At 68.6% G+C, this 20,762-nt stretch carries 23 protein-coding genes; 4 read left to right on the top strand and 19 right to left on the bottom strand.

The window, feature by feature from the left end:
• Positions 1–3 precede the first annotated feature (3 nt).
• The 11 genes from LC041_RS02520 to LC041_RS02470 all read right to left on the bottom strand — a co-directional run bounded on the left by LC041_RS02520 (position 4) and on the right by LC041_RS02470 (position 9,449).
• Positions 4–837: an ABC transporter permease gene (locus LC041_RS02520; protein WP_226531401.1), complete on the bottom strand. Its 834-nt coding sequence runs from the start codon at positions 835–837 to the stop codon at positions 4–6.
• Complete coding sequence (locus LC041_RS02515) at positions 834–1,835, bottom strand: ATP-binding cassette domain-containing protein (protein WP_226531400.1); 1,002 nt, start codon at positions 1,833–1,835, stop codon at positions 834–836. Before LC041_RS02515 ends, LC041_RS02520 begins: the two co-directional genes overlap by 4 nt.
• Positions 1,836–1,911: 76 nt before the next feature.
• Positions 1,912–2,559, bottom strand: a complete 648-nt coding sequence (locus tag LC041_RS02510; RefSeq protein ID WP_226531399.1) for a spermidine/putrescine ABC transporter substrate-binding protein — start codon at positions 2,557–2,559, stop codon at positions 1,912–1,914.
• A gap of 170 nt (positions 2,560–2,729) precedes the next feature.
• Complete coding sequence (locus LC041_RS02505) at positions 2,730–3,161, bottom strand: hypothetical protein (protein WP_226531398.1); 432 nt, start codon at positions 3,159–3,161, stop codon at positions 2,730–2,732.
• Between the two features lie 68 nt (positions 3,162–3,229).
• Positions 3,230–4,261 (bottom strand): ABC transporter, encoded by a 1,032-nt coding sequence (locus LC041_RS02500; protein WP_226531397.1) that lies wholly within the window; start codon positions 4,259–4,261, stop codon positions 3,230–3,232.
• A gap of 115 nt (positions 4,262–4,376) precedes the next feature.
• Entirely contained in the window at positions 4,377–4,529 is a 153-nt protein-coding gene (locus LC041_RS02495; RefSeq protein ID WP_226531396.1) for a hypothetical protein, read from the bottom strand.
• Positions 4,530–4,602: 73 nt separating this feature from the next.
• Entirely contained in the window at positions 4,603–5,256 is a 654-nt protein-coding gene (locus tag LC041_RS02490) for an HAAS signaling domain-containing protein (RefSeq protein WP_226531395.1), read from the bottom strand.
• Positions 5,253–5,585: a PadR family transcriptional regulator gene (locus tag LC041_RS02485; RefSeq protein ID WP_226531394.1), complete on the bottom strand. Its 333-nt coding sequence runs from the start codon at positions 5,583–5,585 to the stop codon at positions 5,253–5,255. Before LC041_RS02485 ends, LC041_RS02490 begins: the two co-directional genes overlap by 4 nt.
• Positions 5,586–5,652: 67 nt before the next feature.
• Complete coding sequence (locus LC041_RS02480) at positions 5,653–6,561, bottom strand: sugar ABC transporter permease (protein WP_226531393.1); 909 nt, start codon at positions 6,559–6,561, stop codon at positions 5,653–5,655.
• A 1-nt stretch (position 6,562) separates the two neighbouring features.
• A complete protein-coding gene (locus LC041_RS02475; protein WP_226531392.1) occupies positions 6,563–8,167 on the bottom strand; it encodes an ABC transporter permease subunit in 1,605 nt (534 codons plus the stop codon).
• 73 nt (positions 8,168–8,240) lie between these two features.
• The gene (locus LC041_RS02470) at positions 8,241–9,449 is read right to left on the bottom strand and encodes a sugar ABC transporter substrate-binding protein (RefSeq protein WP_226531391.1); all 1,209 of its coding nucleotides are present in this window, start codon (positions 9,447–9,449) and stop codon (positions 8,241–8,243) included.
• 199 nt (positions 9,450–9,648) lie between these two features.
• Here LC041_RS02470 and LC041_RS02465 point away from each other — a divergent pair, with 199 nt between their 5' ends.
• The 3 genes from LC041_RS02465 to LC041_RS02455 all read left to right on the top strand — a co-directional run bounded on the left by LC041_RS02465 (position 9,649) and on the right by LC041_RS02455 (position 11,636).
• On the top strand, positions 9,649–10,293 hold the full coding sequence (locus LC041_RS02465) for a hypothetical protein (RefSeq protein WP_226531390.1): 645 nt from the start codon (positions 9,649–9,651) through the stop codon (positions 10,291–10,293).
• 9 nt (positions 10,294–10,302) lie between these two features.
• Positions 10,303–10,794, top strand: coding sequence for a YajQ family cyclic di-GMP-binding protein (locus tag LC041_RS02460; RefSeq protein WP_226531389.1), 492 nt, complete (start codon positions 10,303–10,305; stop codon positions 10,792–10,794).
• A gap of 203 nt (positions 10,795–10,997) precedes the next feature.
• Positions 10,998–11,636, top strand: coding sequence for a GntR family transcriptional regulator (locus LC041_RS02455; protein WP_226531388.1), 639 nt, complete (start codon positions 10,998–11,000; stop codon positions 11,634–11,636).
• Between the two features lie 6 nt (positions 11,637–11,642).
• On the opposite strand, the gene LC041_RS02450 is transcribed toward LC041_RS02455, so the two are convergent.
• From LC041_RS02450 to LC041_RS02430, 5 genes are read right to left on the bottom strand one after another with little or no spacing between them, the layout of a single operon-like run.
• Entirely contained in the window at positions 11,643–12,650 is a 1,008-nt protein-coding gene (locus tag LC041_RS02450) for an alpha/beta hydrolase (RefSeq protein WP_226531387.1), read from the bottom strand.
• 60 nt (positions 12,651–12,710) lie between these two features.
• Positions 12,711–14,084 (bottom strand): FAD-dependent oxidoreductase, encoded by a 1,374-nt coding sequence (locus LC041_RS02445; protein WP_226531386.1) that lies wholly within the window; start codon positions 14,082–14,084, stop codon positions 12,711–12,713.
• A gap of 59 nt (positions 14,085–14,143) precedes the next feature.
• The gene (locus LC041_RS02440) at positions 14,144–15,205 is read right to left on the bottom strand and encodes a polyprenyl synthetase family protein (RefSeq protein WP_226531385.1); all 1,062 of its coding nucleotides are present in this window, start codon (positions 15,203–15,205) and stop codon (positions 14,144–14,146) included.
• 46 nt (positions 15,206–15,251) lie between these two features.
• Complete coding sequence (locus LC041_RS02435; RefSeq protein ID WP_308012730.1) at positions 15,252–15,971, bottom strand: class I SAM-dependent methyltransferase; 720 nt, start codon at positions 15,969–15,971, stop codon at positions 15,252–15,254.
• Positions 15,968–16,531 carry a DUF402 domain-containing protein gene (locus LC041_RS02430; RefSeq protein WP_226531384.1) on the bottom strand — a complete coding sequence of 188 codons (564 nt, stop codon included), beginning with the start codon at positions 16,529–16,531 and terminating at the stop codon, positions 15,968–15,970. The genes LC041_RS02435 and LC041_RS02430 overlap by 4 nt, the downstream gene beginning before the upstream one ends.
• Before the next feature lie 57 nt (positions 16,532–16,588).
• Here LC041_RS02430 and LC041_RS02425 point away from each other — a divergent pair, with 57 nt between their 5' ends.
• Positions 16,589–17,842: an isochorismate synthase gene (locus tag LC041_RS02425; RefSeq protein ID WP_226531383.1), complete on the top strand. Its 1,254-nt coding sequence runs from the start codon at positions 16,589–16,591 to the stop codon at positions 17,840–17,842.
• A 7-nt stretch (positions 17,843–17,849) separates the two neighbouring features.
• On the opposite strand, the gene LC041_RS02420 is transcribed toward LC041_RS02425, so the two are convergent.
• The 3 genes from LC041_RS02420 to LC041_RS02410 are packed head-to-tail and all read right to left on the bottom strand — an operon-like array spanning position 17,850 to position 20,720.
• On the bottom strand, positions 17,850–18,692 hold the full coding sequence (locus LC041_RS02420; RefSeq protein WP_226531382.1) for a polyphosphate kinase 2 family protein: 843 nt from the start codon (positions 18,690–18,692) through the stop codon (positions 17,850–17,852).
• A 16-nt stretch (positions 18,693–18,708) separates the two neighbouring features.
• Positions 18,709–20,355: a 2-succinyl-5-enolpyruvyl-6-hydroxy-3-cyclohexene-1-carboxylic-acid synthase gene (gene menD, locus LC041_RS02415; protein ID WP_226531792.1), complete on the bottom strand. Its 1,647-nt coding sequence runs from the start codon at positions 20,353–20,355 to the stop codon at positions 18,709–18,711.
• 14 nt (positions 20,356–20,369) lie between these two features.
• Positions 20,370–20,720 (bottom strand): PLD nuclease N-terminal domain-containing protein, encoded by a 351-nt coding sequence (locus tag LC041_RS02410; protein WP_226531381.1) that lies wholly within the window; start codon positions 20,718–20,720, stop codon positions 20,370–20,372.
• Between the last annotated feature and the right edge of the window lie 42 nt (positions 20,721–20,762).

Genomic DNA, 20,762 nt, shown 5'->3' with positions numbered 1-20,762 from the left:
TCCTCAGGCTTTGCGCATGTAGGCCCGCACCGTCAGCGGGGCGAACACGGCCACGATCACCGCGGCGCCGAGGAGGGAGATCCAGGCATCGGCGCCGAAGACTCCGTTGTTGACGATCTCGCGGACAGCGGTGACCAGATGCGACACCGGGTTGATGTTCACGAACCCCTGCAGCCACCCGGGCATCGTGTCGACCGGTACGAACGCGTTCGACAGGAACGTCAGCGGGAACAGCACGAGCATCGAGATGCCCTGAACGCTCGAGGCTGTCCGTGCGATCACACCGAAGAACGCGAAGATCCAGCTGATCGCCCACGAGCAGGCGATCACGAGCAGACCCGCGCCGATCACCGCTCCGATACCGCCCTCCGGCCGCAGCCCCATGAGGTAGCCCATCGTGAAGGTCAGCGTCGTCGCGATCGCATACCGGATCGTGTCGGCCAGCAGCGCCCCGGAGAGCGGCGCGATCCGCGCGATCGGCAGAGACCGGAATCGGTCGAACACGCCCTTGTCCATGTCCTCACGCAGCTGGGTGCCGGTGACGACCGAGGTCGTGATCACCGTCTGGACGAGGATGCCGGGGATGATCGTCGGCAGGTACGAAGCCACGTCCCCCGAGATCGCCCCGCCGAAGATGTACGTGAACATCAGCGTGAAGATGATCGGCTGCAGCGTGACGTCGAACAGCTGCTCCGGTGTCCGTCGGATCTTCACGAGTCCTCGGTACGCCATCGTGAGGGTGTTCCGGACGGTCTGGGCGATGCTCGTATGGTTCTTGAGACGGCGCTCCGATGCCGGGACGATCCTTCGGCTCGGGGCTGTTGCGACGGCGCTCATGCGTGCACCTCTTCCTTCTCTGCGTCGGTGGACGGTGCAGCCTGATCGGCGGCGTCGTGACCCGTGATGGTGAGGAAGACCTCATCGAGCGTGGGCTTCTGCACGCTCAGCTCGGTCACCCCGATCCCGCTTTCGCGCAGGGCGATGAGCAGATCGGCGACGCGGTCGGCATCCGCCATCGGCGCGGTGATGCGGGCGGCCTCGGGCGAGAGCGTTCCCCGCACACCGAGGATCCGTTCGATGGCCCGGAGCGCATCGGCAGTGTCGGTCGCCTCCGCGAGGCGCAGCTGCAGGCTCGAACTGCCGACCGATCCCTTGAGCTCGTCCGCCGTCCCCTCCGCGACGACGCGGCCGCGATCGATCACGGCGATCCGGTCGGCGAGCTGATCCGCCTCATCGAGATACTGCGTGGTGAGCAGCACCGTGGAGCCGGTCGAGACGAGTTCGCGGATCGTGCCCCACATCTGGCCGCGGGTGCGCGGGTCGAGCCCGGTCGTCGGCTCGTCGAGGAAGATGAGCGGAGGCTGAGCGATCAGGGAGGCGGCGAGGTCGAGACGGCGCCGCATGCCCCCGCTGAACTGCTTCAGAGGTCGACGAGCGGCCTCGCTCAGCCCGAAGCGTTCGAGCAGTTCGACGGACTTGTCCCGAGCGTCCGCACGCGAGAGCCCGAGCAGACGGGCGAAGATCAGGAGATTCTCGGTCGCGGAGAGCGTCTCGTCGACCGAGGCGAACTGGCCGGTGACACCGATCAGCTGACGGACGATCTGCGGCTCGCGGACGACGTCGTGGCCGAACACGCGGCCGACGCCGCCGTCCGGACGCATGAGCGTCGCGAGCATGTTGATGGTCGTGGTCTTCCCTGCGCCGTTCGGTCCGAGCACTCCGTAGACGGTGCCGGTCTTCACCCGGAGATCGACGCCGTCGACCGCCCGGTTCTGACCGAACACCTTCACGAGCCCTTCGGCCTCGACGGCCCAGTCTGATGTGAGATCTGTCATGCCCACAGCATCCGACGCGCCACTTTCACCGCGCTGTCGTCGTGCTGTCCGTCGCTGTCAGTCGCGGGCGGAGCGTTCAGGGGATGTCGGGATCGAAGGGCGAGTCCAGCGACTCGGTCAGCTCCGCCAGCAACGCCTCGATCTGAGGTTCGACATGCTGGGAGATCGCCGCCTGGATGACGATCCGGTGACCGAGCAGGATGTTGCAGATCTCCCGGCCGACCATGTTGGCGTACTCGTCCGCGAGGGCGACTTCCTGACGAAGGGCGACCTTCGCCTCCTCCGTGAGCGGTGGCAGCGCCGGCAGTTCCGCGGCGGAGTCATCGGCGAGTCCGGCGATCGTGAACAGGAACGGCGCTCCGGGCACCGGCTCCGGATCGAGCGGCAGCCCGTCGAACTCGGGATCGAGGTCCTCAGCCGGTCGGTAGCTGCGGGCGCGATTGCGTGCGGCCTGCTGATCGAGCTCACGCTGCAGCATCGGGAGGTTCTGCGCCGTGTACTCCGCGACGGCGTGGTCGACGATCGTCTTGATCCGGGTCGAGAGCCCGTGCTGCACACCGTGGGGCGCGTTCGCGCCGATCCCGGCGGCGGAGAGGATCGGAGACCCCAGACAACGACGGCAGGGCGCGACGCGACCTCGATGGGTCGCCGGCTCCCAGCGCGGCACCCAGCGCAACCAGGCCTCGACAGCCTGGTCCACCTGCGTCTCCAATGAGCGCTCCACCCCACCAGCGTACGGCGCGTCGTCCCTCACTGCGTCGATTTCGCGGCTCGCGGCGGGGCGTGGACGGTGGATGCCGGACGATCAGCGGAGGGTGTGACGATCGGCGGGCTCGATGCCGTGAGATCCTCGGGGAATCGTCGTCGACTCGGTGAATCGTCCACGATGAGACGTCACTCGTCCTCGTCGCGCTCCCAGGGCCAACGCGGGTGCTCGGCGCGGGTGCGCCGGAGAGCGATGCCACCCCACGCAGCGATCAGCGCCGCCGCGAGCAGCACCGCGCTCGCCCCGCCACGGACGAGGTCACCGACGACCGCCGTCGCGATCACGATGTCCGACGTTCCGAGGAGCACGACGAACCACACCACCGCGAGATGGGCGAGGACCGCGACGAGCGCGATCGTGATCGTGGAGACGAAGGACGGACGCCGGTTCCGGAGCGTCACCCACAGGAGCACCCCGAAGGCGACGACCGCGGCGAGCATCCCCAGCACCCCCGGAGCTTGGCCGAGGCCGGGGGCCGAGATGATGTCGGCGTCGGTCGCCACGCTCAGCGCTCCGAGCCCGAACACCGCCAGCGCGAAGAAGCTGATGGTGGCGAGCACCACCGCCAGGACAGCCGAAACCCCCGCGGACTCGTGCCCGCGGGGGTTCGGCGTGGTGGAGTTCGTGACTACCTCGACAGCGTGGGACCGGCTTCGAGGGTGCGCTCGTACTCGCGCTGCGCCTCGGCGTTCAGCTCGGTCTTGCGCGCGCCGCTTCGGGACACCCATGCTCCGAACCAGATGGTCAGCTCGCGACCGAACACGAACGCGGCGATGGCCAGCGGTGCCAGCAGCTGCTCCCCGACGAGGTCGAGACCCTGCGAGGCGGTGAGCTTCCAGAACGGCGCCTCGAACAGCTGCCCGAGGATATGGCCCGCGTATGCGATGACACCGACGATGAGACCGAACACGACCCAGAGGCCCCAGCGTCCGCGGTTGATGATCGCGCCGAGCAGCCAGAATCCGAGGAAGAACACGACGACGGGCGTCCAGTATCCCCAGGTCAGCAGCGGAGCGAGCGCCGCTTCGCCGATATTCTCGCCGGTGACGTCTCCGGCGATCGCGCCGAGGCCCAGCGAAGCGCCCAGGTACAGGACGGCGAAGACGAGGGTCGCGAGCAGGCCGATGAGTCCGGCGGTTCCTCGGTTCCCACGGTCGCGCGGCGGCTCCGGAGCCTGCACGAAGATCGGCTGAGGCTGGGCCGCGGCCGCACCCGCGGTCGCGGCGATCAGCGGTTCCGACGGGACGATGCGAGTATCGTCCTCATCGCCGTACTGCGCGTAGGCCCCTCCGGCCATGCCGGACTGCTCGTGACCGAACGGGGTGGGCTCAGCCACGACCGGTTCGGGGAAGAAGGAAGCGCTGTCTGCGTCGGCCTCAGCGCGGACGTCGCGTGCGTCCTCGCTCGAGGCCGCGGTCGGCGTCGCGGTCGCGGCGGGGGGCGGAGGCGCGAACGTGCCGGGATGCTCCCGCTCGGCCTCTTCGAAAGCGGCGAGGTCGGGATCGACGGGCTCGACGACGGGCCCGTCGTCCACGCTGTCGTTCGCGCCGGGAACATCCGCGCCCGCTGCGGCGGCGGCGTCGAGTCCGGCGTTCGCGCTGCCGACGACGTCGTCGACGTCAGCCGGCTTTTCGGGCTGGGGGCCGTCGGGATCACTCATGGGGTGCGCCTCTCATCGGATGTGTGCATTGCGAGGGTACCGCCGCGTCAACGGCCGTTCACGCAGGCGTGCCGACGTGTCGCCATGCGGGAGAGGACGACCCCGACGCGACCGCTCAGGGAAGCGCGGTCCGCAGAGCGTCGCCCGCGAACGCGGCCAGCACGGGAAGGATCGGGAGGGACAGCCAGACGAGCGCCCCGATGATCCCGGCGCACACGACACCGGCGAACCAGCTCATCGCGATGCTGCGCCCAGCCACTCGTGCCATGGCTCCACGCTACGACGCGCGTGGCGAACTCATCGGCCGCAACGCCGAGCGATGGCGCGCGGGCGCTGCGCGGTCAGCGGGCCGTGCGCCCCCGCAGCCGCCAGAGCAGCCAGAGCCCCGAGGCGGGGATGAGGAGGAAGCCGAAGAGGAGGAAAGCGTGCCAGATGCTGAGCCCCGGCACCAGGGGATTGCTCGCGACCTCCTCAGGGGCGGACCCGGACCCCGAGGAGCTTCCCGAGGAGGCGAACTCCGCAAAGCTCATGAATTGCAGGAGCAACAGAGACAGGGCGCCGAACACGAACGGCACGATGATCGCGACGACCTTCTCCCACGTCTTCCACAGCGCGCTCAGGGAGACGAGCACCGCCCCGACGAACCAACCGAGCACCGGGACGACGAACCCACCGAAACTCAGCGTCAATGCCGCCGTGATCGCGAATCCTCGCGTGGACGTCGATGCGCTACGGGGCGCGGGCGGAGCGGAGATCGGAGCGGCGACCATGATCGTCGGGCTCCCCGGAACCTCGTCCTGCGCCTCGCGCGCGATCGCCGCCGGATCCCCCAGCCGCGCGATCCGCGCGGCCGTCGCTTCGGCCTCGAGCCCCTGGAGCTCTTCGACGATGCCGCCGCGGATCTCGGAGGCGACGCCGTGCGGGAGGTCTCGCATGGCTTCGTCGAGCCGCGCGAGGTAGTCGTCGCGCAAGACCTGGGCGTCTGTCTGTGTCATGGTCGTCCCTCTCCGACGATGCCCGTGACGACACGGGCGAACGGTGTCCATTGGGCGCGGAAGCGCTCGAGCTGTTGCACACCCGCCGCCGTGAGCCGGTAGTACTTGCGCACCGGACCGCTCTCGGACGGTTGGTCGAACGTGCTGACCCAGTCGGCGTCGCGCAGCCGTCCCAGAAGCGGATACAGCGTGCCGATGCTGGCGATCAATCCGGCGCGCGTGAGCGCGTCCGCCAGTTGCCAGCCGTACATCGGCTCACGCGCGAGGAGTCCGAGCACGCAGTACTCGACGACACCCTTGCGCATCTGGGCACCGACATCAGCTGTCATGCATCACAAGATAGCATGCGACACAAGCTACTGCGACCCCCGGGCACGCGATGCGGCCCGAAGGAGATCAGCCCTTGGTCGCGCCCGCCGTCAGCCCGCCGACGATGTACTTCTGCAGGAAGAGGAAGAGGATCATGACCGGGATCGCCGCCATCACGGCCCCGGCCGAGAACGCCGACCAATCCGCGTACCGCGGGTTGGCCACGAGCTTGGTGAGCCCGACGACGAGCGTCTGCTGGTCGACGTCGACCAGCATCACACTCGCGATCACGTATTCGTTGACGGTGCCGATGAAGGACAGGAGCCCGACCACGGCGAGGATCGGCGCGACCAGGCGCAGGATGATCGTGAAGAAGATCCGGGCGTGCCCCGCACCATCGATGCGGGCGGCTTCGTCGATCTCCTTCGGGATGGTGTTGAAGAAGCCGTACATCAGGTACGTGTTCACGCCGAGGGCTCCTCCGAGATACACCAGGATGAGCCCCGTATGGGTGTTGAGCCCGATCGCGGGGAACCAGTCCCCCAGCGTCGACATGAGCAGGAAGATCGCGACGACGGCGAGCAGCTGCGGGAACATCTGCACCACGACGATCGTGACGAGTCCGACGCGGCGTCCCGCGAACCGCATGCGCGAGAAGGCATATGCGGCGCACGCACCGATGAAGACCGTGACCGCGCCCGTCACGACGGCGATGAGCAGGGTGTTCAGGAACCAGGTGCCGTAGGGGTTCTGCGGATCACTCAGGATGCGCACGTAGCTGTCGATGCCGACGGCGGAGAACAGCTGATTCGAGCCGGTCAGCGTCCCCCTCGGGTTCAGCGACGCCGACACGACGTAGAGGAGGGGGAACAGAGCGAAGACACTGACGACGATCGCGACGAGATGGCGCCACCCGGTGTCGGCGAACCAAGCGCCGAAACTGCGTCGGCGGGGGGCGAGGGGGTGCGCGTCGGTGGCGGGGCTGGCGGTGCTCATGTCAGTTCAGCTCCTCGAGGGCCTTGGTCTTGCGGAAGCTGATGATCGAGATGGTCGCGACCACGATGAAGATCAGGATGGTGAAGGCGGAGGCGAGGCCGTAGTCGCGCGTCTGCCCGGTGAAGGCCACCTTGTACACCATCGAGATCAGGATGTCGGTGTGCCCGACGGGGATCGACACGTCGCTGAACCGCGGCCCGCCCTTGGTGAGCATGTAGATCAGGTTGAAGTTGTTGAAGTTGAACGCGAACGACGAGATCAGCAACGGCGCGACGGTGACGAGCAGCAGGGGCAGCTTGATACGCCGGAAGACCTGCCAGGGATTGGCTCCGTCCATCACGGCCGCCTCGTTCACATCCTCCGGGATGCCCTGGAGAGCACCCATGCAGACCAGGAACATGTACGGGAAGCCGAGCCACAGATTCACCAGCAGCACCGACACCTTCGCGAGCGTCGGATCCGTCAGCCACGGAATCGCCGCGCCACCGAAGAGGACCTGGTTGATGAAGCCGAAGCTCTCGTTCATCATCCCGGCCCAGACGAGCGCGGAGAGGAAAGCGGGGAACGCATACGGCAGGATCAGGATGATCCGGTATCCGTTGCGGAAACGCATCCGGGTGTTGTTGAACACCAGCGCGAGCAAGAGCCCGAGGAAGAACGTCGACGCGACGGAGATCAGAGCGAACGCGAACGTCCACAGCGTGACCGAGATCAGTGGACCACGGATCGACGAGTCGGTGACGGCGCGCACGAAGTTGTCGAAGCCGACGGTCGTCTGCCACCCGGGAAGCAGCTGCTCCCCGTCGGCCGCGGTGAAGGCTCCGCCACCTTCGTCGGCGTAGACGGTGCCTGAGGTCGTGTCCGTGATCGTGTCGGAGACCGCGTCGTACTCGAGTGTCGAGACGTACAGATACCCCTTCTGGCCGTCCGGCGCCCGCAGGCTGCCGTCGTTGGGGTCGTCGCTGAACGGGACGGAGAGCTTGTCCAGCTCCTCCGAGAGCGTGAAGACGGTCGCCAGCGGAAGCGTCGTCCAGCCGTCCACGGCGACGGCCTGTCCGCCCTCGAATTCGGCGTCGACGTCTTCGAGCGGCTGTTCGGCCGTGCCGAGGAGCGCGTCGCCGGACTCCGGGTCCGTCACCAGGAGCCCATAGGTCCCGAACTGCTCGACGACCGTGACGGGGTAGGTGGGCGAGTCCTCGACCCGCTCCTGCGCAGACGCCAGGAGGGAGGAGATCGCCTGATCCTTGGTGCCGTTGTGGCCGGTGCCGTAGTTGGTGAAGCCGATGTACCCGGTGTAGAGCAGTGTGAACACCTGGAAGACGACCAGGAAGATGATGCCGGGGGTGAGGTACTTCGCCGCGATGCGCTTGCGTGAGAAATAGATGTAGTTGACGAGGACGGCGACCGCGACGACGATGCCGAGGATCAGCCACTCCCGGTTCGCGAAGAGCACGAACGCGGCGTAGAGCGCGATCGCGTCGACCACCGCCAGCAGGAGGATCTTCAGAAGCATCCAGCCGATCGGGCCGGAGGCGGCCTCCGCGATCTTCGCGGCCTGGCGCTGACGTCGGGTCGGAGGCACAGTGCGCTCATCGGTGTCTGTCATGTCGTCCTCGTCATGATCCTGCCGGGGCGGGCGGATGGTGCCGCTCGCCCCGGCAGGGCCAGTGTGATGGCTGTTACTTGATCGCCGCGGTCACGTCGTCGACGAGCTTCTGCCACGTCGTCGTCGGGTCTTCGCCGTTGATGATCGCAGCCTCGGCGACACCCCAGAACTGCCAGACCGACCCCATCGCCGGGATGGCCGGCATCGGGACGGCGTCGGCGCCGACGGCCTGGAAACCGGCGATGATCGGGTCGGATGCCGCCGTGTCGGCGGCCGCGGTCAGCGCCGGCAGGACATTGCCGGCCTTGAACAGCTCGAGCTGGACGTCTTCCGTGCCGAGGTAGTTGACCAGGAAGTCGTTCGCCGCGACCTTGTTCTTGGACTCTGAGCTCACGAAGAAGCCCTTGACACCGGCGAACGGCGATGCGGTCTCACCGGTCGGGCTGGGGATCGGGTCGATCGCGACGTTGATGCCCGCATCGGTGGCAGCGCCCACGTTCCACGGGCCCGTCAGCCAGAAGGCCGCGGTGCCATCGAGGAACTGCTGCTTGGCGATCTCACCGTCGATGTCGGTGTTCAGCACGCCGGCGGCACCCTGCGCGCCGAGCCAGTCGGCGAAGGCGAAGCCGCCCTCGCTCCCGAGCTGGAGGTCGGTCGGGTCGTAGCTGCCGGTGTCGTCCGTGCCGAAGACCGGCGCACCGAACGCCGTCTGGAAGGGGTACAGGTGGTACGGGTTCCCCTCGGCACCCTGCTCGACGACGAACGTGCCCTGGGCGATCATGTCGTCGAAGCTGGTCGGGGCGGTCGGGACGAGGTCGGCGTTGCGGAGCACAGCGATGTTCTCGACGGCGTACGGAAGCATGTAGACGGTGCCGTCGTACGTCGCGGCCTGCAGTGCGACCGGCAGGTAGTCCTCGGAGCTGTCGCCGAGCTCGATCGGGGCGACCACACCGTTGGTGGACAGCTCCCCGAGCCAGTCGTGCGCACCCATGACCACGTCGGGCCCCTTGCCGGTCGGCACCTGCTGGATGAAGTCGTCCTTCATGTCGTCGACGGACTTGCCGACAAGATCCACCGTGACCCCGGTCTTGTCCTGGTACGCGTCGGCCGCTCCCTGCAGGGCGTCGACGCGCTCGGCGTCGACCCAGACGACGAGCGTGCCGCCGTCCTCTGCGCCGGAGGTGTCATCGCCGCTGGTCCCCGTGGAGCAGCCGGCGAGCGTCAGAGTCGAAACGATGGCGATCGCGCCCGCGGCGGCGATGCCCCTCTTGTTCACCTTCATTGGTGTGTGCCTCTCTCAGTGCTGGGTGGCCTGCACAGACTGCAAGCGCTTACAGTATGCATCGAAGTGAGGACGTTACGCAATGAAGCAGTCCAGTGATATCAACCTGTGATCGAGGAAGGCGGACCGTCTCGGAGTGAAAGCGTTTCCACGATGCCGCCGAATAGGACGCGCCGCCGCGACGCGATACCGTCGAGACATGCGAAAGATCCGTCTCTCCTGGCTGTTCGGCGGGCTCGGACTGATCTCGTGCGGCATCGTCGGCATCGTGCGGAGCACGGTGCTGAACGCCCCCGGAGCGAACATCGTCCTCGCACTCCTCAGCGACGTGCTCTGGGCCGGGGCGATCCTCCTTCTGTCCATCGGACTGAGTCGCGCGGCGAGTGTCGTCGCGCGAAGACCCTTGGGGCTGACTGCGTCCGCGGTCGTCGCCCTCTGGCCGGTGACGGCCACAGTCCTCGGCCCGCTCGTCCTCCCCCAGGAGCCGACGGCGACGGACGCATGGCAGACCTGGGCGTATGTGTCCGTGCTGATGCCCCTCGTCTTCGGGCTGATCGCCGCGATGCAGGTGGCCCGCGCGCGGACCGTGCCAGCGCCCTGGAACTGGACTCCGCTCTGGGCGCTCGGCATTCAGGCGATCGTCTGGGTCGTGCCGCAGGCCATCGGCGCCGGCTCCCCGCGCGCGCTCATCGAGATCGCCGACGTCCTTCGCGCACTCGGTCTTCTCGGCTTCCTGGCCAGCACCCTCGGGCTCGGCATCGTGGCGGTGACGCTCGCCGTCCACCCTCGGGTGAAGACCGTGCCCGTGTTCGAATCATCAGGTCCCGACACACCCGTTGCCTAGAATTGCAGAATGGCAAACGACTCTAGCTTTGACATCGTCTCGAAAGTGGATCACCAGGAGGCGGAGAACGCCGTGAACCAGGCCCGCAAGGAGGTCGAGCAGCGCTACGACTTCAAGGGCACCGGGGCGTCGATCGCCTGGAGCGGCGAGCAGATCCTGATCACCGCGAACACCGAGGAGCGGGCGAAGGCCGTCCTGGACGTGTTCCAGTCCAAGCTCATCAAGCGCGGCATCTCGCTGAAGAGCCTCGAGTCGGGCGACCCCTTCGCCAGCGGCAAGGAGTTCCGCATCATCTCGACTCTCAAGGACGGCATCTCCTCCGAGAACGCGAAGAAGATCGGCAAGATCATCCGCGACGAGGGCCCCAAGGGCGTCAAGAGCCAGATCCAGGGCGACGAGCTGCGCGTCCAGTCGAAGAGCCGTGACGACCTCCAGGAGGTCATCGCCCTTCTCAAGGGTGCCGATCTCGACGTCGATCTCCAGTTCATCAACTACCGGTAAGCATCGCGACTGGTACGCAAGAGGGGGCTGGATGCCACGGCATCCAGCCCCCTCTCTGCGTATGTCTCCGGGTGGATGTCTATGTTCTGCTCGCGCGCCCGCGAGGGTGGACGGCATCGGGATCCATCGGCCTCTCACGGTGCGGTGCCCCGCCGAGCCTGAGCGTCGGGTGCTCGGGACACAAGCGTAGGGGGAGCGCATCCATGCGGAACACCGGATCGGGATCGACCAACTTCAGTGAGAGCAAGCAGCTCCTGGCGGACGAGGTCTTCCGGCACATCGGATCGCAGATCGTGAGGGGCACGCTGACGGAGGGAGAGCGCATCCGCGACGTCGAGGTCGCGGAGGAGCTGCACGTCTCGCGCACCCCGGTGCGAGAGGCTCTGCAACGTCTCGAGCGGCTCGGGATGGTGATGATGTACCCGAGTCGGTACACCGAGGTCACCTCCGTGACGGCGGAGACCGAGGCGCAGTCGCTCGTCTTCGCCGGCTGTCAGGCGGGCATCGCCGCACGCCTGGCGGTCCCCCGCCTCAGCACGACGCAGCGCGAGCACGTCGTCCGTCTCGTCGCGGCGATGTGCGCCACGCTCGACGATGGCGCGAAGACGTCCGAGGCCCGTTGGGCGGTGTTCTCCTACCTCGGCGAGCATTGCGGAAACAGCCAACATCGGGCGCTGATGGAGGACGCGAGCATGGCGCTCCTGCGCAACCTCCGCAACTGGAAGATCGTGCCCACGGACCGCGAACGCATGCGACAGCTCTACCTCGACTTCGGCGAGGCCGTCGCCGACGGTGAGGGGGAACGCGCCGAGGGGCTCGTCCGGTCGATGCACTATCTCTGAGGGAGCTCAGCCGGTCGCTCGCCAGCCCGTGACCCACCGGTCCAGCCGCCGATATGCGTCTTCCCGCGCCTCGTGCCGGGAGAGGAAGACGTCATGCAGGGCCCCGTCGATGCGCTCCACGGTAACGGTCGAGCCGAGACGGAGGGCCGCCCGTGCGATGTCGTCGACGACGAGCACGGAGTCCGCGGACGTCAGCTCCTCAGACCACCGGGTCGGCGGCACGAACCTCGCGGAGAGCAACACGCACACCGGAGCCGTGATCGAGAGCCCCTCGGCCACGGTCTTGTGACCCGACAGGATCGCGTGCAGCCATCCGGCATAGACAGCCATGGTCTGCGCCGGGCGCCAGAGCGGGTTCACCTCCATCGGGTCATCGGGGTCGGCGACCTCTTGCTGAGCGCGGGTGTAGAAGCCGAGGTCGACCTGCGGCGCAGCCTCCAGCGGACGGATTCGCGCCTGCAGCTCCACCATCGGAGCGATCGCCGCTCTGGCAGGGGCGAACTGAAACTCCAGCCACGGGCTGTTCAGGATCACCGCGTCAGCCACGCCCGGATGCCGCGACGCCCACAGGCTGAGCGTGAGGCCTCCGGTGGAGTGCCCGAGCAGGATGAGCCGTCGCGCCGATTCCCCGCCGCCCTCCCCGCGCCCCATCTCCGTCAGAGCCGCGGCGATGTCCTCGTCGTAGGTGGCGAGGTCGGCGACGTAGCCGGGCGTCTGCCCCTCGCGGAGACTCCGCCCGTACTTGCGCAGATCGAGGGCGAAGAAGCGCGCCCCCCGCGATGTCCAGAAGCGCGCGAGTCGCTTCTGGAAGAAGTAATCCGACCACCCGTGCACGTAGAGCACGTCGACGCCGTCGAGCTGTGGGGACCGGCGGCGCAGGCGATCCCACCACCTCGACTCTGCGGGAAGGGCGCGCACCAGCGTCGCGACGACCGGCCCCTGGTCATCCGTGCCGAGGTCGAGCGTCAGCTGCTCGAACTCGTCGCCGAGCACATCGGGTGTCCAGTCGGCCATGCAGTCCTCCCCCGTCATCGCCAGGCTAGTCCAGGTGCGATGCCGAGAGCGGGTGCGGCGCTATTCGCCCCGGGAGACGCGGACCATCTCGTCGCGCGGGACCACCTTGACGCGAGCGCGCTCCTGCGGAGCGCCGAGGGCGATCTCGTGCTCGTCGAGGCGGTGCCAGCCGTCCAGGTCGGTCCAGCGCACGCCACGCTCCTGGAGAAGTGCGACGATCGCCTCTTCCGACGGGTCCTCCGGGTGCCACCAGGAGCCCTGATCGTTGATGATGTGTCGCACGGTCTCCATGGCGTCGGACTTCGTGTGGCCGATCAGACCGACCGGTCCGCGCTTGATCCACCCGGTCGCGTAGATGCCGGATACGCGCTCGTTCGAGTCCTTCGCGAGCACCTGGCCCTCCCGGTTCGGGATCACACCGTGCTTCTTGTCGAAGGGCACACCCGGCAGCGGCGAACCGAAGTAGCCGATGGCGCGGTACAGCGCCTGCAGCGGGACCTCGCGCATCTCACCCGTGCCCACGGCACCGCCCTGGCCGTCGGGGCGCGTGCGCTCGTACACGAGCGCCGCCACTCGACCGTTCTCGTCTGTGCGCACCTCGACAGGACGCGCCCAGAAATGCAGGTGGAGACGCCGCGAGGCCGTTCCCCCGGCGTTGTTGACCGATTCGCGCTTGCGCCACGACTGCAGGATGCGGTCGATGACCATGACCTGCTTGTTGCTGGCGACGGCGTCTTTCGACGCCTCGTCGTAGTCGAAGTCCTCGTCGTACACGACCATGTCGACGTCACGAAGCTCGCCGAGTTCGCGGAGTTCGAGCGGGGTGAACTTGACCTGAGCGGGGCCGCGCCGACCGAAGACGTGCACATCCGTGACCTCGCTGGCCTGGAGCCCCTCATACACGTTCTGCGGGACCTCGGTGACGAGCAGGTCCTCCGCGTGCTTCGCGAGCATGCGGGCGACGTCGAGCGCGACATTGCCGTTTCCGAGGACGCCGACGGCCGCGGCATCCAGCGGCCACTCGCGCGGGACGTCGGGGTGACCGTCGAACCAGCTGACGTAGTCGGCCGCGCCATAGGAGGCGACCGCGTCGATCCCGGGGATGTCCAGTGAGGTGTCGCGGATCGCGCCGGTGGCGAAGATCACCGCGTTGTAGTGCTTCTTGAGGTCGTCGAGCGTGAGGTCCTCACCGAAGCGCACATTGCCGAAGAGGCGGATGTCGCCGCGGTCGAGCACATCGCGCAGAGCCGTGATGATGCCCTTGATGCGGGGGTGATCGGGGGCCACACCGTAGCGCACGAGACCGTAGGGCGCCGGAAGCTGCTCGAAGAGGTCGATCGACACGTCGAACTTGCGCTCGGCCTTCAGAAGGATGTCCGCGGCGTAGATGCCGGCGGGGCCCGCACCGACGATAGCCAGTCTGAGCTTGGTCATGGAGGTCCTTTCGTATGCCGTCGCAGCCGGCGCGCGGCCCGACGGGCCGCCCGCGCAGATCAGCTGGATCGTTCGGCGAGGGTCTCTGCGAATCGGGTCAGCGCCTCGCGCACCGTGCCGCGCGGCAACGGATCGAGGGCATCGATGGCGTCCTGCGTCCAGGCGTGTGCGAGCTCCAAAGTCTTCTGCGTCACCGAATGGTCGCGCAGCTCGTCCAAGGGTCCGTCGAGGATCGCCGGATCCGCTCCGTCGGCGATGCGGGCCACCCCGTCGTCGATGCGAGCGGCGAGGTGGGCCGATGCCTCGTCGGCTTCGGCCTTGAGCAGCAGGTAGGGCATGGTCGGGACACCGGCGCGCAGGTCGGTTCCGGGCACCTTCCCCGTCTCCTCCGGCTTGGCCGAGAGGTCGATCACGTCATCGAGCAGCTGGAAGGCGACGCCGATCTTCTCGCCGTACACGCGCAGAGGTTCCTCGAACTCGCTCGGGGCGTTGGAGAAGATCACGCCTCCCTGGGTGGCGGCGGCGATCAGCGAACCAGTCTTGTCGGCGAGCACCTGGATGTAGAACGCGATCGGGTCGTCGCTCTCCTGCGGGCCGAGAGTCTCGTGCATCTGACCGAGCACGAGCCGCTCGAACGTGTCGGCCTGGAGGCGGATCGCCCGTTCACCGAGTCGTGACATCAACTGGCTGGCGCGGGAGAACAGGATGTCGCCCGTGAGGATCGCGATGTTGTTGCCCCACACGGCGTGCGCTGCCGGGACGCCACGGCGGCGATCCGCACCGTCCATGACGTCGTCGTGGTACAGCGAGCCGAGATGCGTGATCTCGAGCGCCTTGGCGACGTCGACGACCTCGGGGGTGTTGCCGTCGCCCAGTTGCGCGGCGAGGAGCGTGAGCACCGGCCGGATGCGCTTGCCACCGGCCTCGTACAGGTAGCGGCTGGCCGCGTCGGCCAGCGGGTCGGCGACGCGGACGTCCTCGGCGAGTCCGGTCTCGACAAGCTCCAACCCGTCTTCGATGGCGCGCGCGACACGTCGGGCGGCGGGGCCGATGAAGACGCGATCGCTGAAGCCGAGACGGCTCGCCAGTCGCGAACCCGGGGCGATGGGGCTCGAAGTCACGCTCCCAGCCTACCTTCGTCGGATGCCGCGGTTTCGCCTGGGGGTATCACTCCGGCTTGCGTGCTCTGTGAAGGGCGACGATGCCGAACGTGAGATTGCGGTACGCGACGTCGCCCCACCCCGCCTCCCGGATCCAGGTCGACAGCTTCTTCTGGTCCGGCCACTCCCGGATCGACTCGTTGAGGTAGTCGTACGCCTCCCCGTTGGTGCCGGCGACGCGTGCGACGCGCGGCAGGACCTGATCGTTGTAGAGCCGGTAGGCGCCGCGGAACAGCTTGCCCGGAGGAGTCGAGAACTCGTTGATCACGAGCCTGCCGCCGGGCTTGGTCACCCGGTACAGCTCGCGGAGGGCCTTCTTCGGGTCGTGCACGTTGCGCAGCGCATACGACATCGTGACCGCATCGAACTCGGCATCGCCGAACGGCAGGGCCGTGGCATCCGCCTGCACGAACGACAGATTGCGCATCGCGCCGTGACGGCGCTGGCCTTCGGCGAGCATCCCCGGCGAGAAATCGGCGGCGACCACTTCGGCGCCGCTGCGGGCCAGAGAGGCCGACGAAGACGCGGTACCCGCTCCGAGGTCGAGGATCCGCTCCCCCGGCTTCGGCGCGACCGCGCGGGTCGTCGCCGCCCGCCACAGGATGTCGTTGCCGAAGGTCATGGCCGTGTTCGTGCGGTCGTACCCTGCGGCGACCTGGTCGAACATGCCGCTGACGCGGGCGGGGTCCTTGCCGAGATCGGCGCGGTTGGCTTCGTTCGGGGTCACCGTTTCAGTCTAGGCGCGAGCCCCAGGGCTTCGAGGCGGTCCAGCCAGGGATCTGCGGTGGCATCGTCGAACGGAGCGGTCTGCGCACGCACCCGCTCCTCGAGGTCGAGGGCGAGTGCTTCGAGACGCGTCATCACATCGGCGGGATAGCCGTATCGGGCGCTGTGGTCTGCCCACTCGTCACGGTCATCGACCCAGGTCCCGCGAGCGCCCGTCACTCGCACGACATCGAGGTCCATGTCGATGCCGGTCGCCAGCAGGGGGTCGTCGGACCAGCGGATGTCCCACCCCAGGTCGATGTAGATGCGCATCCCCCGACGGTGCCGACGGTTCACGGTCACCGCATGATCGCCGCTGGCCGGGACGAGAGTCACGTTGGGGCCGCCCGCGTGGAACTCGGCTCCGGGGCGCGCGCTGTGCCATCCCGTGGGCTGGCCGATCCAATCCCCCCACTCGTCCGCCCCGAGGTAGACGCATTCGTGACGCCAGTGGGGCGAGCCGTCCCACTTTCGCCACTGGAAGACCATCTCGGTGCCGGGTGCGGGGCGTGCATCACTCATCCGCTCACCCTACGACGACGCGGATCCCTCCCCCCCTGAGCGGCCTAGGCTGGAACCGTGCACACCACCCACCTGGTCGTGGAGACCCGAGAGATCGACCCGGTCGAAGATCTGCTCGCTTACACGGATCCCGCCCGCCCGCTCGCCTGGCTGCGGCGCGGAGATGGAATCGTCGCCGTCGGCGAGACCCTGGTGGAGATCCGCCCTCCCGCCCGCCCCGGCGAATCGCGCGTCGAAGCCCTCTCCGCTGCCTGGCGGGGAATGGCCGCCGAGGCCGAGATCACCGATCCGCTCGGGCTTGCGGGCACCGGGCTGGTCGCCTTCGGCGCCTTCACGTTCGACGAGGAGTCGACGGCCGACAGCGTGCTCGCGGTGCCGACGCACGTGCTCGGCCGACGCGGCGACCGGTTCTGGGAGACCCGCATCCGGCTCGCTGATGCAGCGGCCGACGACGATGCGCTCGCCACGGAGCCGTACGGACCGCACTGGGCCGGCACCGTCGGACCGGGTGCGCAGACGCCTCAGCGCTATCAGGACTCGGTGCGCCGCGCTCTGACCCGCATCGCCGACGGCGAGCTGAGCAAGGTCGTGCTCGCGCGCGACCTCACCGGCAGCATCCCGGCAGGGTCCGACCTGCGTCGCCTCGTGCGTGCGCTCTCGACCGGCTACCCCGACACCTGGGCGTTCGCGGTCGACGGACTGATCGGAGCGAGCCCGGAGACTCTGGTCACCGTGCACGACGGCACTGTCACCGCGCGGGTGCTCGCCGGCACGATCGGACGCGGGGCGGATGCAGACGCCGACACCGCGGCATCCGCGCACCTCGCATCGAGCACGAAAGACCTGGACGAGCATCAGTATGCGGTGCAGAGCGTGCTCGCCTCACTGCGCTCGCACACCAGGGCCCTGGCCGCGAGCGAACAGCCCTTCCTGCTGAAACTGCCGAACCTCTTCCACCTGGCGACCGATGTCGAGGGCGAGCTGGCCGACGGCGAGTCCGCCCTCGACCTGGTGCGCGTCCTGCACCCGACCGCGGCGGTCGCCGGCACCCCCACTCCGGCGGCGATCACCGCGATCCGCGACCTCGAGCCCTTCGACCGCGGGCGCTACGCCGGGCCGGTGGGCTGGGTGGATGCGGCAGGCAACGGAGAATGGGCGATCGCCCTCCGCTGCGCGCAGTTCACCGCGGGGACCGACGCGATCGGAGTGACCGCCTACGCCGGAGCGGGCATCGTGGCCGGTTCCGACCCGGAGAGCGAGCTGCTCGAGACCCGGGTCAAGTTCCGGCCCCTCGTCGACGCCCTCGCCTAGCCCGACGTCAGCTCGCGGCGAGGCGCTCCTTCTCGGCCTCGACGTCGAAGTCGGCGACCGGCCACTGCGGATCGATGTCCTCGAGCGCGGCGAGCAGCAGCTCCTGCACCGCGAGGCGCGCATACCACTTGGCATTCGCCGGGATCACGTGCCACGGCGCGGCCTCCGTCGATGTCCGCTCGAAGACGGTCTGGTACGCCTCCATGTACTGCGACCACAGGAGCCGCTCGTCCACGTCACCGGGGTTGTACTTCCAGTGCTTGTCCGGACGGTCGAGCCGCTCCATCAGCCGCGCCTTCTGCTCTTCCGGCGAGATGTGCAGCATCACCTTCACGATGCGGGTGCCCGAGGCCGCCACGCGCGCCTCGAAATCGTTGATCGCGTCGTAGCGGCGCTCGATCTCCGCGTCATCCGCGAGCCCGCGCACCCGTCCGATCAGGACGTCCTCGTAGTGGGAGCGGTCGAACACCCCGATGTAGCCGGGCTCGGGCAGGCGCTTCTCGACGCGCCACAGGAAGTCGTGGGCGAGCTCCTCGGGAGTCGGAGCCTTGAACGCGGCGAGCGCGACCCCCTGCGGATCGACGCCGCCGACCACGTGTCGCACGATGCCGCCCTTGCCCGCCGAGTCCATCGCCTGCAGCACCAGCAGCACTGCATCACCGGTCGCCCCCACCCGGCTCTCGGCGAACAACCGCTCCTGCAGATCGTTCAGCGCGTCGAGCCCGGCCGCGAGGTCCCGCGCACCGTCCGACTTGCCTCCGACGTAGCCGGGCTTGGTGTCGGGGTCGAGATCGGCGAGACGGAATCCGCCATCGACGCGGAGCCGCTGCGTCCAGGTGTGCGCGTTCATACGCACATCCTGCCAGTCACCGCGCCAGCGGCACCTCGATGATCTGTCGTCCGCCTCGCGGCGTGGTCAGCGCCTGGTCGAGCGCGGTGCGGGTCGTGACCCGCTGGTACTCCCAGCCGTACGCCCTCGCGAGGTCTTCCAGACGCACGGTGTGGGGGGTGTAGAAGGCACGATCCAGGTCAGCCGGCGGTGCGGAGGCAGCGACCTCCAGGCCGTCGAAGATCGTGCCTCCGCCGTCGTTGCCGACGACGACCTGGAGGCGCGGTTCTTTCTCATCCGGCGGCAGCAGCAGGGCTCCGACGTCATGCAGGAAGGCGAGATCGCCCAGCAGCACCCTGGTCACGCCGGGAGCGCCGGCGGCCTGACTGGCGAGGGCGATACCGGTCGCGGTCGCGATCGTGCCGTCGATCCCGGCGAGGCCGCGGTTCGCGTGGACGGGCACCTTCTTGCCTCCGAGCACCTGGTCGGCGACGCGCACCAGCCGAGACGAGCCGAAGACGAGCCGATCGTGCGGCCAGGTGGCCCGCCAGACGGCGTCGACCAGCAGCTCACGGTCGAGTGGACGACGGACCGCATCGAGTTCGGCCTTCACGGCTTCCCGACGGGCGGCGAAGTCGGTGGAGGCGAGGCCCTCGGGATCGGGGGCGTTCTCACTCAGATCCACGGTCTCGGCGGCGGAAGCCTGGAGCCAGGCGCCGAGCCACGCGCGATCGGCGGCGCCGGGGGCGACGGTGACGGCACCGACGGCGCGCGTGCGGTGGTTGAGGTTGAGCTCCTCCCCTCCACGGCGGACGGCGACCACATCGACGTCCGGGCGCGAGAGGAGCGCCGTCGCTTCTCGGCTGAGGGTCGGATGGCCCAGCACGACCACGCGCTCGATACGTCCGCCGAGCTCCTCCCGCCCGAGGAGGCGTCGATATCCGTGCACGACCTGCCGACCGAATCGGGCACCGCTCACGATCTCGGCGATCAGCGGCCATCCACCGGCGTGCGCGACCTCCTCGGCGTCCGGCCCGGCATCGGCACCCGCGAGCACGACGGTGCGCGGGCCCCGTGCGAGTTCCAACGGGTCGGCTGTCGGCGGGACGGGGGCGTCGCCGGGTCTGACGACGACCCCGGGAAAAGCGCCGGAGAGCGGCTCTCGCGACGGCAGGTTCACGTGGACGGGTCCTGCGACGCCGGGAAGCGCCTCGACGTCGCTCACGCCCATCGCCGCACCGACGGCGCGCTCGGCGAGCCCCGCCCACTCGCCGTCCCCGGGAACCGGTGCGTCGACCTGATCGCGCACCCACGGGTGGAAGAGGCCGTGCTGGAGCGTGGCCTGGTTGGCGCCGACGCCCCGCAACTCGGGCGGGCGGTCAGCGGTGAGCAGCAGCAGGGGCACACCGGCGTGGAACGCCTCCATCACCGCGGGCAGCAGGTTCGCCACGGCGGTCCCCGAGGTGCAGATCACCGCGACGGGGACGCGCGCCTCCCTGGCGATGCCGAGCGCGGTGAAACCTGCGACCCTTTCATCGATGCGCACATGCACGCGGAGGTAGCCCTCCTCCGCCAGACGCACCGCGGCGAGCGCGAGGGACTGCGAGCGCGACCCGGGGGAGACGACGACGTCGCGGACGCCGTGGGCGATGAGGTCTGCGAGCAGGGACGCCGCCGCATCCATCGCCGGCGACGAGGTCACGGGCGCGGGTCCGAGGCGGGAGGCTCGTCGGTCTCCTCGTCCAGACGTGCGAGCTCCTCTTCGAGCCGGCGGATGCGCGCATCCTGCTCGGTCTTGCTGATGCTGCGCAGGAAGGCGGGGTCATCGTCCGGCGCGATGACGGGGCGAGCGCCGGAACCGTTCGCCCGCCGACGTCCGATCACGAACCAGAGGATTCCCCCGATCACGGGGAGGAGCACCACGATGGCGATCCAGGCGGCTTTGGGCACACCCCGGTGACGCGTCGCCGGCTGCACAGCGCAGTCGACGATGCTGAACACCCAGAACACGGCGGCGAGGAAGCCGCCGATGATCAGTAGTCTCGCCACCCTTCCAGTGTAGGCATGTCCACGGCATCCGGGGCTCGGAGA

The organism is Microbacterium paraoxydans (assembly GCF_020524545.1).
Taxonomy (GTDB): Bacteria; Actinomycetota; Actinomycetes; order Actinomycetales; family Microbacteriaceae; genus Microbacterium; species Microbacterium paraoxydans_C.
The sequence above is the reverse complement of the archived record's forward strand: the minus strand, read 5'-3'. Positions and strand labels throughout refer to the sequence as shown.